The organism is Ureibacillus galli, assembly GCF_014836845.1.
Classification (GTDB): Bacteria; Bacillota; Bacilli; order Bacillales_A; family Planococcaceae; genus Ureibacillus; species Ureibacillus galli.
On record NZ_JACSQA010000029.1, the window covers coordinates 1 to 16,413 of the forward strand.

24 protein-coding genes are annotated in these 16,413 nt (G+C 33.1%); 16 read left to right on the plus strand and 8 right to left on the minus strand.

Annotated features, from left to right (window positions below; all coding sequences use genetic code 11):
* Positions 1-110: 110 nt before the first annotated feature.
* Complete coding sequence (locus tag H9636_RS15210; RefSeq protein WP_191708425.1) at positions 111-896, minus strand: TerC family protein; 786 nt, start codon at positions 894-896, stop codon at positions 111-113.
* A 669-nt stretch (positions 897-1,565) separates the two neighbouring features.
* On the opposite strand from H9636_RS15210, the gene H9636_RS15215 reads away from it, so the two are divergent.
* The 4 genes from H9636_RS15215 (at position 1,566) to H9636_RS15230 (ending at position 3,666) form a co-directional block, all read left to right on the plus strand.
* Positions 1,566-2,123: a TetR/AcrR family transcriptional regulator gene (locus H9636_RS15215; protein ID WP_191708426.1), complete on the plus strand. Its 558-nt coding sequence runs from the start codon at positions 1,566-1,568 to the stop codon at positions 2,121-2,123.
* 15 nt (positions 2,124-2,138) lie between these two features.
* Positions 2,139-2,501 carry a DMT family transporter gene (locus tag H9636_RS15220; protein WP_191708427.1) on the plus strand — a complete coding sequence of 121 codons (363 nt, stop codon included), beginning with the start codon at positions 2,139-2,141 and terminating at the stop codon, positions 2,499-2,501.
* 25 nt (positions 2,502-2,526) lie between these two features.
* Complete coding sequence (locus H9636_RS15225) at positions 2,527-2,904, plus strand: YvaD family protein (RefSeq protein WP_191708428.1); 378 nt, start codon at positions 2,527-2,529, stop codon at positions 2,902-2,904.
* A gap of 384 nt (positions 2,905-3,288) precedes the next feature.
* Positions 3,289-3,666: a hypothetical protein gene (locus H9636_RS15230; protein ID WP_225230263.1), complete on the plus strand. Its 378-nt coding sequence runs from the start codon at positions 3,289-3,291 to the stop codon at positions 3,664-3,666.
* A 72-nt stretch (positions 3,667-3,738) separates the two neighbouring features.
* Here the strand turns inward: H9636_RS15230 and H9636_RS15235 are convergent, their stop codons facing one another.
* From H9636_RS15235 to H9636_RS19120, 5 genes are all read right to left on the minus strand, one after another.
* Positions 3,739-4,149: a MerR family transcriptional regulator gene (locus tag H9636_RS15235; protein ID WP_191708429.1), complete on the minus strand. Its 411-nt coding sequence runs from the start codon at positions 4,147-4,149 to the stop codon at positions 3,739-3,741.
* A 257-nt stretch (positions 4,150-4,406) separates the two neighbouring features.
* A complete protein-coding gene (locus H9636_RS15240; protein WP_191708430.1) occupies positions 4,407-5,549 on the minus strand; it encodes a Ger(x)C family spore germination protein in 1,143 nt (380 codons plus the stop codon).
* A complete protein-coding gene (locus H9636_RS15245) occupies positions 5,549-7,003 on the minus strand; it encodes a spore germination protein (protein ID WP_191708431.1) in 1,455 nt (484 codons plus the stop codon). Before H9636_RS15245 ends, H9636_RS15240 begins: the two co-directional genes overlap by 1 nt.
* Position 7,004: 1 nt before the next feature.
* The gene (locus tag H9636_RS15250; RefSeq protein WP_225230264.1) at positions 7,005-7,817 is read right to left on the minus strand and encodes a GerAB/ArcD/ProY family transporter; all 813 of its coding nucleotides are present in this window, start codon (positions 7,815-7,817) and stop codon (positions 7,005-7,007) included.
* Positions 7,769-8,128 carry a hypothetical protein gene (locus H9636_RS19120; protein WP_225230265.1) on the minus strand — a complete coding sequence of 120 codons (360 nt, stop codon included), beginning with the start codon at positions 8,126-8,128 and terminating at the stop codon, positions 7,769-7,771. The genes H9636_RS15250 and H9636_RS19120 overlap by 49 nt, the downstream gene beginning before the upstream one ends.
* A 281-nt stretch (positions 8,129-8,409) precedes the next feature.
* Between H9636_RS19120 and H9636_RS15255 the strand changes: the two genes are divergently transcribed.
* The 8 genes from H9636_RS15255 to H9636_RS15290 all read left to right on the plus strand — a co-directional run bounded on the left by H9636_RS15255 (position 8,410) and on the right by H9636_RS15290 (position 12,827).
* A complete protein-coding gene (locus tag H9636_RS15255; RefSeq protein WP_191708432.1) occupies positions 8,410-8,673 on the plus strand; it encodes a metal-sensitive transcriptional regulator in 264 nt (87 codons plus the stop codon).
* A gap of 72 nt (positions 8,674-8,745) precedes the next feature.
* On the plus strand, positions 8,746-9,093 hold the full coding sequence (locus H9636_RS15260) for a rhodanese-like domain-containing protein (protein ID WP_191708433.1): 348 nt from the start codon (positions 8,746-8,748) through the stop codon (positions 9,091-9,093).
* Positions 9,094-9,103: 10 nt separating this feature from the next.
* Entirely contained in the window at positions 9,104-9,400 is a 297-nt protein-coding gene (locus tag H9636_RS15265) for a rhodanese-like domain-containing protein (protein WP_191708434.1), read from the plus strand.
* Between the two features lie 104 nt (positions 9,401-9,504).
* Positions 9,505-10,017, plus strand: coding sequence for a sulfurtransferase TusA family protein (locus H9636_RS15270; protein ID WP_404817765.1), 513 nt, complete (start codon positions 9,505-9,507; stop codon positions 10,015-10,017).
* Positions 10,018-10,059: 42 nt separating this feature from the next.
* A complete protein-coding gene (locus H9636_RS15275; protein WP_191708465.1) occupies positions 10,060-10,437 on the plus strand; it encodes a DsrE/DsrF/DrsH-like family protein in 378 nt (125 codons plus the stop codon).
* Positions 10,438-10,535: 98 nt separating this feature from the next.
* On the plus strand, positions 10,536-11,663 hold the full coding sequence (locus H9636_RS15280) for an MBL fold metallo-hydrolase (RefSeq protein WP_191708435.1): 1,128 nt from the start codon (positions 10,536-10,538) through the stop codon (positions 11,661-11,663).
* 65 nt (positions 11,664-11,728) lie between these two features.
* The gene (locus H9636_RS15285; protein ID WP_191708436.1) at positions 11,729-11,962 is read left to right on the plus strand and encodes a sulfurtransferase TusA family protein; all 234 of its coding nucleotides are present in this window, start codon (positions 11,729-11,731) and stop codon (positions 11,960-11,962) included.
* Positions 11,963-12,047: 85 nt separating this feature from the next.
* Positions 12,048-12,827: a sulfite exporter TauE/SafE family protein gene (locus H9636_RS15290; RefSeq protein ID WP_191708437.1), complete on the plus strand. Its 780-nt coding sequence runs from the start codon at positions 12,048-12,050 to the stop codon at positions 12,825-12,827.
* A gap of 191 nt (positions 12,828-13,018) precedes the next feature.
* Here H9636_RS15290 and H9636_RS15295 read toward each other — a convergent pair whose 3' ends face one another.
* Together H9636_RS15295 and H9636_RS15300 are read right to left on the minus strand one after the other, a co-directional pair.
* Positions 13,019-13,513: a hypothetical protein gene (locus H9636_RS15295; protein WP_191708438.1), complete on the minus strand. Its 495-nt coding sequence runs from the start codon at positions 13,511-13,513 to the stop codon at positions 13,019-13,021.
* A gap of 48 nt (positions 13,514-13,561) precedes the next feature.
* Positions 13,562-13,837, minus strand: a complete 276-nt coding sequence (locus H9636_RS15300; protein ID WP_191708439.1) for a transporter — start codon at positions 13,835-13,837, stop codon at positions 13,562-13,564.
* Between the two features lie 176 nt (positions 13,838-14,013).
* Between H9636_RS15300 and H9636_RS15305 the strand changes: the two genes are divergently transcribed.
* The 4 genes from H9636_RS15305 to H9636_RS15320 all read left to right on the plus strand — a co-directional run bounded on the left by H9636_RS15305 (position 14,014) and on the right by H9636_RS15320 (position 16,324).
* A complete protein-coding gene (locus H9636_RS15305) occupies positions 14,014-14,319 on the plus strand; it encodes a YciI family protein (protein ID WP_191708440.1) in 306 nt (101 codons plus the stop codon).
* A 209-nt stretch (positions 14,320-14,528) separates the two neighbouring features.
* A complete protein-coding gene (locus H9636_RS15310; RefSeq protein ID WP_191708441.1) occupies positions 14,529-14,852 on the plus strand; it encodes a YnfA family protein in 324 nt (107 codons plus the stop codon).
* Between the two features lie 307 nt (positions 14,853-15,159).
* On the plus strand, positions 15,160-15,936 hold the full coding sequence (locus H9636_RS15315; protein WP_191708442.1) for an LAGLIDADG family homing endonuclease: 777 nt from the start codon (positions 15,160-15,162) through the stop codon (positions 15,934-15,936).
* A gap of 13 nt (positions 15,937-15,949) precedes the next feature.
* Positions 15,950-16,324 carry an rRNA methyltransferase gene (locus H9636_RS15320; protein WP_191708443.1) on the plus strand — a complete coding sequence of 125 codons (375 nt, stop codon included), beginning with the start codon at positions 15,950-15,952 and terminating at the stop codon, positions 16,322-16,324.
* Positions 16,325-16,413: the final 89 nt, after the last annotated feature.

The following is a 16,413-nucleotide window of genomic DNA, read 5'->3' on the forward strand; positions in this document are numbered from 1 at the left end:
AATACCCGAAAAACGTTCAAAATTACAAAAGGCCTTCAGAATGTGACCATTCTGAAGGCCTTTTGTCGACAATCTGAGGGAAGGGGTATATCCCTTCCCGTATATACACTTTATTCTGTTGTTGGTTCTTCTATAGGTTCTTCTTTTTTATCTTTTGATAAAAACCAACCAGCTACTGCTATGGAGATTAATACAGCGTAGAAGATCAGTTTCCATTGTGTTGAATGGGCAAAATCATGAGAAATAACACCAATTTCTGGATGACCTAATGTTAATACTGCAAGTTTGACACCAACCCAACCAACGATGGCAAAGGCAGCTATTTCAAGTCCAGGTCTTGAATGTAGTAGTTTTACAAAAAGGTTTGCAGCAAATCGCATGATGACTAAACCTATAAAGCCACCTATAAAGATAACGAGGAATTTTCCTCCGTCCATTCCACCAATTTGTGGTAGAGTCGTATTTGGAAGCGTCATTGCTAGAGCAACTGCTGCTAAAATGGAGTCGATTGCAAAAGCGATATCAGCTAACTCTACTTTTATAACTGTTCCCCAAAAACCTGATTTTTTCTTTTCTTTCACTTCAGTATCTTCTTCTTCTTTCTTTTTAAAGAAAATCTTCCTTACGATGTGGTTAATGGCGATGAATAATAGATATAATGCTCCGAGTGCTTGGATTTGCCATACATCGACAAGAAAAGAAATGATAAATAATGAAGCAAAACGGAAAATAAAAGCACCGGCTAACCCATAAAATAGAGCCTTTTTCCTTTCTTTTTCTGGAAGATGTTTCACCATAATGGCTAAAACGAGTGCATTATCCGCTGCCAGTAACCCTTCAAGTCCAACTAAAAGTAGCAATACCCAACCGTATTCCAATAAAATTGATATATCCAATTTTGATTCCCCCTTAATTTATAGTTATCTATTTAAAAAATATAAGTGATTACCATTTCACTTTAGGCTTCATCCAATTCAACTCCGTTCATCTAGTTTGACAAATTTTACTTCAAAAAAACAAAAAACCTTTATCTAGTTAGATAAAGGTTTAAAAAATAAAAGACCTTTACCATAACATAGGTAAAGGTCTTGCTAACAACAAGTTAGTTGCCAACAAAGCCGAGAAGAACGAATCTTCCGTAATGACGACTTCGCTGTAAAAGCTACTCCCCTTTAGGAGAAATATTCATATTAATTAATTAAAATATACAAAATTTTTCTACTTTTGTCAATGCATTATCTAAAAGATATGGAATTGTTCATTTTTTATTATTTTCAAAGATGTGAATTTATCAACTGAATTGAACGGAATCCTTTAATTAATTGGAGTAGCAGTTGTTGCATTGTCTCCCTTTAAAAACACGCTTTTTTCTATCGTAGGGGAAAGAAGAAGTGAGAATATCAATTTTTTTTACAGCTATTCCTAATTTATTTCCAACTCTACTATTCTTAATAGCGCGATAATTTCAAATTCATAAGATTAATTTCTTTATTTTCATTATTTGATATTACACGATACTTTTGGTACTATTTTGTTACTTACAGTACCAAAAGGGGGAGTCCATTTTGAAAAATCGAATTATACAAGAAGCAATTCATTTAATTAAGGAGAAAGGCTTTTCTTTTACTACGAATGACTTGGCTAAAAATTTAGGTACGAGCAAACGAACAATTTATCAATCTTTTCACTCTAAAGACGCGATCATTGAAACGGTTATTGAACAGTTAATATCAGATATTAAATTAAAAGAGGAAGAAATATATAATAATAATCACTTGAGTTTAAAAGAAAAACTAAAAGAGTTACTTACTTGTATGCCAGAAGAGTTTAAGATAATTGATGTTCGTCTATTAGTAGAATTAAAAAAGCATCATTATGAACAATGGGTCAAATTAAATGAATTTATAACGAAAGAATGGGATTTTGTTATAAAAATCATCGAAAAAGGAATACAGGAAGGAACGATTCGAAAAATTAACGTACAACTATTCATCGAAATGTATTTAGGGACAATCAATCAAATTTATGATGTCAATTCTCCGCTAAAAAGTCATCTTACTATGAGCGAAATTTTAAATTCTGTCATTGATATTCTATTAAACGGTATTGCGTTAGAAAAATAGGGAGGGGATCATATTATGCATTGGCTATATTTATGTTTAGCAATTATTTTTGAAGTAGCAGGGACTATTTCGATGAAATTATCGGACGGCTTTAGTAAGCTCGTTCCAAGTGTGGCGCTAATACTTTTTTATATTTGCAGTTTAGTATTTTTGACATTGACGTTAAAAGAAATAGAAGTATCCATCGCATATGCTATTTGGTCTGGTATGGGGATTGTGCTTATTACTTTAATCGGGGTCATGTATTTCAACGAAAGTATAAACTTCTTAAAGGTGTTTGCTATCGTTCTTATTATTATAGGGGTTGTCACATTGAATTTGACTGAAGAAAATCATTCATCTGCAAGTAAAGATAAAATTGAGCAAATATCGAATTAAATTTTAAATAGGATGTGGTGTAGGTTTGAAACGTTTAAAACCATTTTTTCTAGTAACAGATATAGGATTTATTATATATTGGATTGTCACTTTCTTTCATTTGATACCTGAAAGTGTTGCTTTTAAAAATTATGATAATCCGATCATTTTAGCTTGGAATTGGTCGTTTTTCCCGTTGGACATACTCATTTCTATTACAGGGTTACTTAGTTTGTATTTATATAAGCGGAATATAGATTCGTGGAAGAGCTATGCATTAATTTCTTTAGTATTAACCTTTTGTTCAGGTTTACAAGCAATCGCATTCTGGGTATTCATCAAAGATTTCGACCTCGCTTGGTGGGCGTTTAACTTATACCTCATGATTTATCCATTGTTTTTTATTCGAAAGTTTTTAAAATGAATGTACATAGTAAATTTTCCTAAATTATAAAAATAAATCCCCATCATAGGGGACATATTTTTTATAAAGTCACTTTTACATAAAATTTCCCTTATCTTTTGTTCGCACATTCCTTTTAAGAAAAGTATAGATTACTCAGATATTAGAACAAATGTATTGGTATACACACAATTTTTATTGAAATACTATTTGAAAACAGAATTGCTAGTTCTAAATTGGGAAGTGAAAAATAATGAAAATAATCTGTTTAATCTCTACTATTAGCTTGAGTATTTTTCTGTTTAATAGTCAAGTGGTGTACGCTAATCCTCAAGATACCCCCCAACTTTTGAGGAACAATTTACTGAAGGTAAAGATGGTTATATATCTGTTGAAGAATCAGTAATGGAATTTACTACCTACTGTAAATGTGAAGTGAAATTGCCAACAATTACTCCACCTATTTCTTTCACTCATAAATTCGGGAGGTTTTTTGACGATAAGGAATATAAAATGAATACCAGCCTAGAAATTATGTTTGTTCACAAAAATATTAAAGACCATATTTTTAAAATTGAAATTCGTCCATTGAATAATAAAGTGAAGTTCGAAGGTGAAGAGTTTCTACTACACGATGGTGTTTTAGGGATTTATTTTGAATCCCAAATTTTCAACTTTTTTGTCTTTGAAAAAAATAATTTGCAATATTTGCTTGGTATTCATAAAAGTATAGCAAACGAAGAAGCACCAGATTTTTTTATTGATATCGCGAATTCAATATAATACGCTTAACAAATCTGATAAAAACAGACCCTTTGTACTTCATAACATGATTTATGAATACAAAGGGTTTTATTAATGGGGGATTTCTATTTTATTCGCTTTATGAACATCTTCCGTGCCAGCTTCTAACGCAGTTTTGTAGTAGTCACATTTATGGTCAATGAGTTCTAACGTTTTCTTTAATTCTTTCAGTTGTGTCTCTACACTAGCTTTTCTTTCTATAAACATGTCATATCTTTGCTGTAATGTGGCATCCCCGTCAGAACACCAATCAATGAAATTTTTAATCTCCTTAATCGGCATACCTGTTGATTTTAGGCATTCTATCACTTTTAAAGCTTCAATATCGGATTCTTTAAACATTCGTATTCCGCTAGATGTCCTTTCCACAAAAGGCAAAAGCCCTTCCTTATCATAATAACGTAAAGTATATACGGTCAGATCCAATTGTTTTGCAACTTCACTAATAGAATAAGTCTTCATTTTTAAACTCCTTTCTTTCAAGTAGACCTCGAGTTAACTCTATGTTAAATGAGTCTATCATGCTCATTTCTCTAAGTCAAAGTCGGTTAGGAATAGAAAACTATTTTAAGTGATAGTATCAGTAGATTAAAAGTATAAGCATTAACTAAAGAAAAACGGTTGAATTAAATAAAAGTATGGTTGCATTCCATAAAAATAACAAAAACCCTCAGACTGTGATTAATTCTGAAGGTTTTTCGACAGTTCAATAAAATTTTCTAATTTATTGTTTCTTTAAAAGATTTTCTACCGGATGTTAATTTTTCCACATTAATATTAATTTTGCCGATTGTATTATTATCTAATTTTATATTCCCATTTTGTTGAAGCTTTTTCCATGTCTTTACGTCTTTTCGATATAATACTTCCGAAAATTGATAAATATCCATATTCTTCTCTAAACCAGCTTGATAAGTCTGCTTAATTTCTTTTTTCATTTCCTCAATTACTTGCTTCTTTATTTCTGTTGAAGTTAAATTTTCTTCAAAGCTTGCTAAAGTTGCATTAAATTCAATGTTTATATCGAATTTTACATTATTTCCATTTACAACCGGTTTAATTTTTACATTGATATTTCGGAGAGTTACAGTTAAATATTTCTCTTTGTATTTAGTTGTAATTTCTCCTCTTTTTGCTTGATTACTCATCCATTGAAGACCACTAACATCATCGTTTTTAATATAACCTTTGAATTCTTTTGTTGTAACAACACCAACGCCATTAATTTTTATAGTAGATTCGACACCGTCTTGTGTTTGCCAATCTTTTTTCAATGAGATATATGGAATATTCGCATCGTGTCCAGGCTCATCAAGAGCAATAATTAATCTTCTAACATCAATTGGGTCAATAAAAGATTCCTGCTCGTATGAATTTCGAGGATCTCCAATTACTGTCAAACTAATCCCTTTGTTGAGAACTGGTACAGTGATGAAGAATTGGTCTAAAGGTTGATCAGTACAATAAACCCAAATATTGTACCGAGTATCAGTATAGCGAGTGAGCGTATTCAGAACAGAGTTAACTCGCTCTTTCTTTAATGCTTCTTCACTAAAAATTAACAATGATAAGTGTCCCCAATAAACTCTTTCATCAATTGCATGATAAAGCTTAAACAGTGCTTCATCCATTGTCTTCCCCGAGGCGGATGATACTTGTGACTGTATTCCGTCGATAGAAGATTGCTCCGTTTTTGCAATGTTTGCAAAATTAATTAGTTGAATCCAAATGACAAATTCATCATTTTGATAGTCGACACCTAATCCGTAAGCATAATACATACGTTCATTTTCATTTAAATCCCAGCATCCTGTTAATAAGATAAGTGGTAAAAGGAGGAAGAGTAAATGCTTTTTTTTCATTATTTATTTCCCTCGTTGTTGCGTGTCTTATCTTGGGGATGTAAAAAATTCGGTCTTTTTCTATACTTATACTTTGCTGTTCTAAACAACGTCTGCTTCACATTATCCCAACTTAAATCTGCTGTAATATTTATATATGGAATTCCAAAAACACGTACATTTGCTGTATATAAGAGAAGAAAATATAAACTAATGAAGAATCCAAACAGGCCAAAGAATGCGGTTACTAGAATGCAGAAGATACGTAAAACACTTATTATCGACTCTAATTCTCGATTAACAACTGTGTAAGAAGCGATCGTTGCAGTTGCAATCACTACAACCATTGCTGGACTTGTAATACCCGATCGAATTGCCGCATCACCTATAATTAGCCCCCCTATGACACCGATAATACCACCAATTTTAGTCGGGAGCCTCAAACCAGCTTCTCGAAGTATTTCAAACATAAGAAGAATTAATAACATTTCTAATACTGCTGGAAATGGTAAACCTTGATTCGTCATAACGACCGTTGCTAGTAATGGTAATGGTAATTGGTTTTGATGAAATAATGTTAAGGCAAGCCAAAATGAGGGAAGTGCAATTCCAAGTAATGTGCCAACTAATCTAAGACCTCTTGCGAAAACACTATATATACCTGCGACTTCAAAATCTTCTCCAGCTTTTAATAAAAAGAAAAAGTTGACCGGTGTAATCGTGGCGTATGCGACGGTATCCACCAAAATAACAAACCTTCCTCGCAGCAATGATTGAACCGCGTATTCAGCAGTTCCCGTATAGTTTGATGTCGGAAATATCCAGTTTTTTTTGTCGATATATTCCATTAAAGAGTCTCCGCTTATAATGGCATCTGTATCGATTTCTTGAAATCGTTTTTTTAATTCTGTCAGAATATCTTTATTTGCAATATCATCAAAATAGAGAAGAGCAATTTTCGTTTTACTTCGTCTGCCTAGTTCTATTTTTTCAACACATAATGAATTTGTAGGAAGACGTTTTCGAATAAGGGCAATATTTGTGGAAATGTCTTCGATAAAATTATCTCTAGCTCCTTTGACCATTACTTCCATATTTGTTTCTTCAACTGAACGATTCGGTTTTCGTGCAATGTTGCAAGAATATAGAAGTTGAAGATCTTCGAAAAATATTAGGAGATTGCCACTATATGCAGAAGTAATGATGTCAATTTCTTGTGTCAATTTTTTTATTTCTGGAATAGGTAATTGCTCAATATGTTCTTTAGTAATTTGATTGGTAGAATCTTTATAAAGTTTCTCGATATTTGGAATAACAAGTGTATAGAGCATCTGCTCATCGACCATTGAATCACATTTAACAAATAAAACCTTTGATTGATTAAATGTCATTTCACTAAAAATAATATCATCGGATTTCTCGAATAGTTGCTTTAAGTTAAAAAGATAAGGTGATGATTGTCCAGATGTGTCCATGTTAAGTATCACTACCTTCTGTTTTTTGATTGTTTTTTGGACTTTGGACTTTGTTTTTCTTTTGACTACCAGAGAAAAGGGCAACAGCACCTACAATAAGTGATAGTAGAAAGAAAAAAACGAATGTGATGATTAAAAAATCATGGGTGTTTAATTTGAAAAATAGGTTATCATCCAATAAGTAAAGGATTAAGTTGACAATGAAAAATGGTGGCATCAAATAAGACCATATTTTTTTACTTTCCCCAGTTATATTTAATATGTCCGCTGCAATAAATAATAATAACCCTACACGTATAAATGTTCCTGTTAGCCACTGATAGATAGATAAAAAATCCATGTGAGTAATGAAGGCACCAATTGAAACTAGCCCCCATTCTTCAAATGCTGGATAACGCTGTTTTGCAGCTTCTTCAGGTCCGAATATAGTAATCGCCCCCATAAGCGGTCCTAATGTTAAACCCATCAAAATAAATAGCATGATCGCAAGATGATACCACTTCATTTTTTCTTTAAAATAATGTTGAAGAAAGAGGAGTAAGAATAACTCAATAAAACCGGATGCAGGAAAAACAATACTTTTTGTTATTGGTAGTAACCCATTTTCAAAAATAGGAAGTAGATAACTATAGTCTTTTACTTGTAAATTCGTAAAAGCCACAAAAAAACCAAAAACAACAACAAAAAATAAGACAAACGCATTCACAATAACAATCGTTAAAATGTTCTTAGAAACGAGTAAAAAACAAAGGATTATATAAATCGTTAATAAAAAAAACTGAGGTGTTTCTGGTAAGAAAGTTGGGAGATCCAAAGTATCGTTTCGCGCATTGTAAAAGCAGAAGAAATTACTAAAAAAATAACTGTTCCATACAATAATATTGCAGCTCCAGCATGACCGATTTTATCTTTCAACCATTGTTTCAACGGCTGCTGATTAGATTTATTTTGAATATAAATAATTAAAAATAACAAAGGGAAAATTACGAATGCAGCTAAAATAACTGAAGCCCAACTGTCCCTTTTGGCAGTTTCTAAAATAGGTGGCAGAATTGTTACGTGGTTTTTTAATCCGATAAATGTCATCACTAAAAAAACGACATGAAGTAAACTAATTTTTCCCATATGATCCCCTTTAAAACGATAATATTACTTATCAGTTTTGACAAAATTATGGGAAATTAGTATTAAAATGAGAATCTGAGTAAAACATAACTGTTCATTTATAATAACTTTAATAAAATCAAAGACGTTTCTAAAAATGCAGAACCATCTATGTTTTTGAAAAAATAAGTTTTGGTGAACATTTTATATTTAGAACTTTTCCATTGACATTATACCCTATGGGGTATATTATGTGGATGTCAGGATGATTAAAAATAATAAAAATAAAAGGGGGGACATAATTGAATTCATACGACGATAAAATAAAGAATCGAATCAAACGATTAGAAGGCCAACTCAGGGGAATCATGAAAATGATGGAAGAAGGAAAAGATTGTAAATCTGTTATTACGCAACTTTCTGCTGTTCGTTCAGGAGTAGATAGATCAATCGGTTTAATTGTAAGTCAAAACCTAATTAATTGTATTCGAGAAGCAGAGGGTGATGAAAATGCTATGAATGATTCAATTAAAGAAGCGGTGAATTTGTTTGTTAAAAGTCGATAAATTCTATTGACTTTTTATTTTTCACGCTAATTATACCCTGCTGGGTATAATTTTGGAGGAAGGTTAGACGTAATGGAATTAGGGTTACTTATATTATTCGCTATTACTTTTATCGTTTGGCGTTTGAAACCGGCCAAGGGAATAAAAACAATATCAACAGATCATTTAAAAGACATTCTACATGATAAAGAAAAAGTGTTTCCGGATGTTCGAACTGCTGGAGAATACAAATTACGTAACATCCGACAATTTACGAATATTCCATTAGGAGGAGATTTTACAAAACTTCCAAAGGAAAAAGAAATTATTGTGATATGTCAAAGTGGAATGCGTAGTGCACAAGCTTGTAAACAATTGAAAAAATTAGGATATGAAAATGTTACCAATGTACGTGGTGGTATGAGCGCATGGAGAGGATAGGTGTAGTAAAGTGAAAAAAATTACAGCAAAAGAAGTTCAACAACGTTTAGAAAATGGAGAAATGTTAAACTTAATTGATGTTCGTGAGGTGGATGAAGTGCAGGCAGGTCATATACCCGGCATTATTAATATTCCACTTGGTTTGCTTGAATTCCGAACACATGAACTCGATAAAAACAAGCCATATATTATGGTTTGTCGATCAGGTGGACGTAGTGGAAAGGCAACACAATATTTACAAGATCAAGGCTTTGACGTAACAAATATGACGGGCGGAATGCTTGATTGGGAAGGTAACATTGAATAAGTTTTATTTTTTTAGATAAAATGATACCCTATGGGGTATATGGGGGGTAAAAATTGTTTATTAAAGCAGATGTTCATTTAGATGCAAAAGGATACGCATGTCCCATGCCAATCGTGAAAACAAAAACGGCTATGAACGATTTAACTGATGGTCAAATACTTGAAGTACAGGCAACAGACAAAGGTTCCATTGCTGACCTAAAAGCATGGGCAGAAAGTGTGGGTCATCAATATATTGGTACAATTGAAGATCATGGTGTGTTATTTCACTTTATCCGTAAAAATGGTGATGCTGAAGTAACAGAAAAGAAATTTGAACAAACGATTCAAAATGACGAATTACTTGAACGTGTATCAAATGGTGGGATAGTTCTCGATGTTCGCGAACAAGCCGAATATGCTTTTGGTCATATTGAAGGAGCAAAATCTATACCTTTGGGAGAATTAGAAGAGCGCTTAGTAGAATTAACTAAAGATCAAGAAATATATGTGATTTGTCGTACTGGAAAACGTAGTGATTTAGCCGCTCAAAAGTTATTCGAAAAAGGATTTACAAAAGTTTATAACGTATTACCAGGAATGAGTTCCTGGAATGGTCCTTTAGAAAAAAATATATAAATTTCATTAATAGGAGGAAATTATTATGTCTAACAAGTAGCTATTATTGCAAGTAACGGAGGTCTTTTTGACGCTTATAAAGTATTTAATATCGCAACGGCAGCCGCCGCAACAGAAAAAGAAGTAGCTATTTTCTTTACGTTTGAAGGTTTGAATTTAATTCATAAACAAGCAGTCCACCAATTACCGATGCCAGAAGGTCGCGAGCACTTTGCAGAAGGATTTGCAAAAGCAAATGTACCAAGCATCCCTCAATTAATAGAAATCGCGCAAGAACTGGGTGTTCAGTTTATTGGTTGTCAAATGACAATGGACGTAATGGGATTAACAAAGGAAGACTTTATTGACGGTATTGATGTAGGTGGAGCCGTTACCTTCCTAGAATTTGCAAAAGATGCATCACCAACGTTAACCTTCTAATCAGCAAGAAGAAAACTTCTAAATTGTGAAAGCTAGTGGAAGGGCAAATCCCTTCCACTTAAAAAACTATAAAATAATACCTATGGGGGTAATTTGGGATGGCAAGTATGAAAATGACGGCAGCACAAGTTGCTCGAAAAGTGATTGAAAATCAACCATTATTTATTTTAGATGTACGTAATGGGGATGCTTATGAAGATTGGAAAATTGAAGGACATCGCTTTGATTATTTAAATGTTCCTTATTTCCATTTAATAGACGGTGTTGAAGAAATTTTACATGCGCTTCCAACAGATAAAGATGTATTAGTTGTTTGTGCAAAAGAAGGTTCCTCTCAAATGGTAGCCGAAATGATTTCCGAAGCAGGACGAGATGTATATTACCTTGAAGGTGGTATGAAGTCCTGGAGTTCCTATGTTGAACCAATTAAAGTAGGAAATTTAACTGGCGGTGGTGAACTTTATCAATTTGTTCGATTTGGAAAAGGGTGTCTATCATACATGGTCATTTCTGAAGGTGAAGCGGCAGTTATCGATGCTGTTCGTTTTACAGACGAATTTATTAACTTCGCGAAAGAGAAAAACGTAGAGATTAAACATGTATTTGATACACATTTACACGCTGACCATATTTCAGGAGGACGTCATATAGCAGAAGAAACTGGCGCCATATACTACTTACCTCCAAAAGATGCAACAGAAGTTGAATTTGAGTACACACCACTTGAAGATGGTTTATCCATTAAAATTGGTGTATCCAAATTAGAAGTAGGTGCACTATACTCTCCAGGGCATACTATAGGTTCGACATCTTTTATTGTTGATAGTAAGTATTTATTAACAGGTGATATTTTATTCATCGATTCGATCGGACGGCCAGACTTAGCAGGACTTGCGGAAGATTGGGTAGATGATCTTCGCCAAACTTTATATATTCGTTATCGTGAATTATCAGAAGAATTAACAGTTTTACCAGCTCATTTTATGATCATCGATGAACTAAATGAAGATGGAACAGTAGCCAAGCGATTAGGTGATTTATTGATAGAAAATCATGGATTAAACATTGAAGATGAGGCTGAATTTAGGCGTACAGTAACGGATAATTTGCCACCGCAACCAAATGCGTATCAACAAATTCGTCAAGTAAACATGGGGAAAGTTTCTCCTAATCACGAAGAACAAATAGAGATGGAAATCGGTCCGAACCGATGTGCTGTACGTTAAGTATTGCATAATACGAGGAAGGGATAGTGTTAATCTTTTCCTATAGAAATAAAAGGAGAATTAATATGGATTCAATCACAGTATTAGATGTTAAAGGAATGTCTTGTCCAATGCCGATTGTTCGTACAAAAAAAGCAATGGATACTTTAAGTTCGGGTGACATTTTAGAAGTTCATACTACCGATAAAGGTGCTTTAGCTGATATGCCTGCATGGGTAAATACTGCGGGACATTCAATTGTGGAACAAAAAGAAGTGGAAGATGTTTTAATATTTTTTATTAAAAAAGTTGAAAAGTGAGCGGTTTATCGTCTCACTTTTTCTTCCGAAAATCAGTAGGATTAGGATTCTAAAGATCCTGCTTTATTAGAAAGAAGGAAACAAGATGGATATTTTCCATATGTTACTCTTGTTTGTAGTCGGATTTATTGGATCATTTTTATCTGGGATGCTCGGAATAGGTGGAGCAATTGTAAAATATCCATTATTACTGCTAATACCACCATTGTTTGGTTTTCACACACTAACAGCACATGAAATTTCTGGCATTAGTGCCCTTGATGTTTTATTTGTCTCCTTAGCGGGTGTTATCGGGTTTCGGAACGGGGGATATTTAAATAAATCGCTAATTATTACGATGGGTATATCAGTCACGATCGGTACATTGATTGGTAGTTTTGGCTCACTACAATTAAGCGAAGCTCAAATAAACATTGTTTACGGGATATTAGCATTACTGGCAGCCATTATGATGTTTATTCCTAAAACACAAATTGATGATATGCCATTAGATGAAGTGATCTATAGTAAGCCATTAGCAGCTAGTTTAGCATTCATTGTTGGGATTGGTTCCGGTATTGTAGGGGCTGGTGGAGGATTTTTGTTAGTTCCGATTATGTTATTAATTCTTAGAATTCCTACACGAATGACGATTGCATCAAGCTTAGCTATTACTTTTATATCATCTATTGCTGGATCGATTGGTAAAATATCAACTGGCCAAATAGAATATTTAACTGCAAGCATTGTGATTATTGCTGGAATTTTAGCCGCTCCTCTTGGTGCAAGAATTAGCAAAAATATGAATACAAAAACTTTACAAGGATTATTAGCGGTTTTAATTTTAGGGACAGCGGTTAAAATATGGGTGGATATATTAAAATAAAAACGATTATAAATTGGACGAAAAAAAGTTAATTGGTCCGGAAGTTTTTGTCTAAATTTTAGGACAAGAACTTCCGGTTTTTTAAGTGCTAGATAAGAATCTATAAAAACTAATCGAAAAGGTGATGGTTTACTTGAGAAAGGATGAGATGCAACCTTATTGCATTCGAAAAAGCAAATGAATAATAAATACTATTTACATAAAACAATGATTTGATAAGGTGTTGTTTGAGCTGGGATACTTCTTGTGGAAGGTCCATAGATAACGATTAAATCGCGGTTTGCTGGATATTTTGAAAAGTATTGTCCATTTGTTAATAACATTTGCGTATAGTTCGATAAATTTAATTGTAATTGTCCATCGCTACTGATCAATTGGTTATTAAAATAATCCACTTTTACATTTTGATTTGGGTTGTCTTTTACCATTACAAGGGCGTGATATTGGGGAGGATAAATAAGGATAGTTGGTAAATCTCCATCATAATAGCCCGTTACGCGATCACCTTCAACCATCATTTCATGGTTTACGAAATAAGTTGAGGGCGTAACAACAAAATTTACTACTGAACCCATCTCATTTTGAACAGTAAATAATTTAGTACAACCTTCACTTTCCCCATTTTGCCCTGTAAAAAAATCACTAATCGCTGTAACAGTTCCATGAAATGAATAAAAATTAGTCATTTAATACCTCCAAAACTTTTTAACTATTTATAATCAGGGTTTTTAGGCTTAGTATAATGTTGGGGTAGGTGGACAGGCAACAGCATCTACAAATCTTGGATCAATTCCATAGAATTGCCAGAAGACACCGTTCCATCTATATCCAGATATTTCACCATATTCAACGCGGGTTGGGTAAAACCAAAATTGTTCCCCAGTAATGAGCCATACATAAGTGTTTTGATATACACAGTCAATGATATATGATACGGAAGGTTTTGATGGTATGAAAGGTGGAGGAGGTAATTGTGGTGCCATTGTCCCCTCTGGTTGGAAAAATCCCATGCATCTTCACTCCTATAAGTTAATTACCAATTATTATATGTACAATAGGAGTAAATGGGTTCTTTAACTGGCTTTGCACATTTTAATGCATTTAAACTAGAGAAGATTGTATGTGGAAAACGAGATTATTAATGAAAAAACTTATAAACTGATATTAAGATAAGGAGGTTAAGTTAATGCAATATATAATAACAGCCTATGATGGCACTGATGAGAAAGCAATGGATCGACGATTAATGGCAAGGGAAGAGCATTTAAAATCAGTTGAAAGAAGAGTAAAAGAAGGTCAACATTTATATGGTGCAGCAATCCTTGATGATAATGGAAAAATGATAGGTTCGTTGATGGTAGTCGATTATCCATCAAAAGAAGAGTTGGATAATTGGTTGAAGGTTGAACCTTACGTTGTGGTGAAAGTGTGGGAGAAAATAGACATTAAACCTTGCAAAGTAGCACCTATCTTTATGAATCTGTTTGATTAGGAAACGTAAACCATAGATAGACTTATTATACTTCACCGAGCCGGCGCTTTTCTGAAATACGAAAGCGTCTTTTCATATGAATAAGGCTAATTTATTCAACATTATTGTTTTTCAGATGTTAGGTTTTCAGCAAATTTAGTGGAAATAGGTAATTTTTAAAATAGGGTTGATGAAAATATTTTAATAGAAAATGAAGGAGTTAATAAAAGATGTATGCAATTGTTTTGTTTGTACTAGCAGGTTTAGCAGAAATTGGTGGTGGTTATTTAATCTGGTTATGGTTAAGAGAAGGTAGAACGATTTATTGGGGGATCTTTGGAGGAATAGCATTGGTTTTATATGGAATGATTGCTACATTTCAAGCTTTCTCATCGTTCGGTAGGGTTTATGCAGCTTATGGCGGAGTGTTTATTGTATTATCTGTTTTATGGGGGTGGGGCATCGATAAAAAAACACCTGATTTATATGATTTTATAGGTGCGGGTATATGCTTAGTTGGTGTTTCGATTATGTTATTTGCACCACGCCAGTAAAAATCAGTTTCAACATTTGATCGCTAACCTGGAATAAGAAAAGGTATATTTTTGGAGAGAATAAGTTTGGGATAAACTTTAAAGTCCAGTTATAATTTTATTTTAATAGATGTTGACAAGCTGCGCGGCATCCAGCAGTACGACAACAAAATGATTGAGATAGGTATATCCGTAAATGATTAGCTAAAAAATGTCTATACAATCCTATTTTTGTTAATAATTGAATACAAGAACAAAAGTTCGTATAATTAAATTAACATCTTTGTTTGCCAGCATATGAAACCTAAAAGTAACTGGAGGGTTTAGAATGCCGAGAAATAAAGGGATTACTGATGAGATGATAATAGAAATGTATAAAAGTGGTATGTCCTATAAAGAAATGATGCCTATTGTTGGTCTGTCAAGCAGGGGAATTTATAATGTACTATCAAAACATAATGTTCCGATTCGCAAGCAGTTTAGCGGTCAACCACGAAAACATAAAGTGAATGAGGACTTTTTTAAAGTATGGTCTCATGAAATGGCTTGGGTATTAGGTTTATTTGTGACAGATGGAACAGTTAATGGTCATACACATAGCATAACTTTTTCTCAAAATGATGAGAGGATATTAAAATTGATTGCTAAGTATATGGAGGCAGACTATGTATTAATGTCGACAGGCAAAACAAGGACTGTACCTACATTAGTTATTAATTCGAGGGAAATTAAAAAAGATCTTGCTGCTATGGGAATTACTCATAATAAATCTTTAACACTTCCATTCCCAAAAGTTCCAGAAAAATATTTGTCGTCTTTTATTCGTGGTGTTATAGATGGGGATGGATGGGTACAAGACAGAGGATATGTTATGAATGTAACTACTGCTAGTATAGATTTTGCAAAAGGAATTATATCGGTGTTTATTTCATGGAATCTTAGAACAGAGATGTCATATGAATTGACTAAAACTGGTAGGGAAATTTACCGAGTTTGGGTAAAAGGTAAAGAAAGTATTTCAATGCTTTCAACAATTATTTATAGCAATTGCGATGATAATTATAATTATAAAAAACGTGAAAGATTATCAAAATGGATTAAGTGAGGAGGCAAATATAATGTGGAAATTAGTAAATGGTAAACTAATTCAAACAGTCGATATATCTAGGGTAGAATATAAAACACGCATTAGTAAGAAATTACTTGACGAGCTAAAACAACTAGCAGAAGAGCATAAAACCCATGTAGGATATCTACTAGAGAATGGATTCGAAAATATTCTAGAAGTAAATTACATAAATTTTGATAAGAATAAAAGGCCAAAAGATCGAATTGAGTTTAGAACAACTTGCAATAAAGAGACTCTAGAAAATTTAAGGAAATTAGCTAAAGAAAATAAACTAAACTTAAATGATGTTATTGAAACAAGTATTGCTTACATTAATATCGAACAAGTGAAAGATGGTAATTGGAGATATCGAGTGGAAAATTAGAAAAGGGAGTTTCCAATTACTTCTTTTTCTAATTCTCAAATTGGGATGTGGTCATAATATGAATTATATGAAGTTGCGTATCGTTTCAA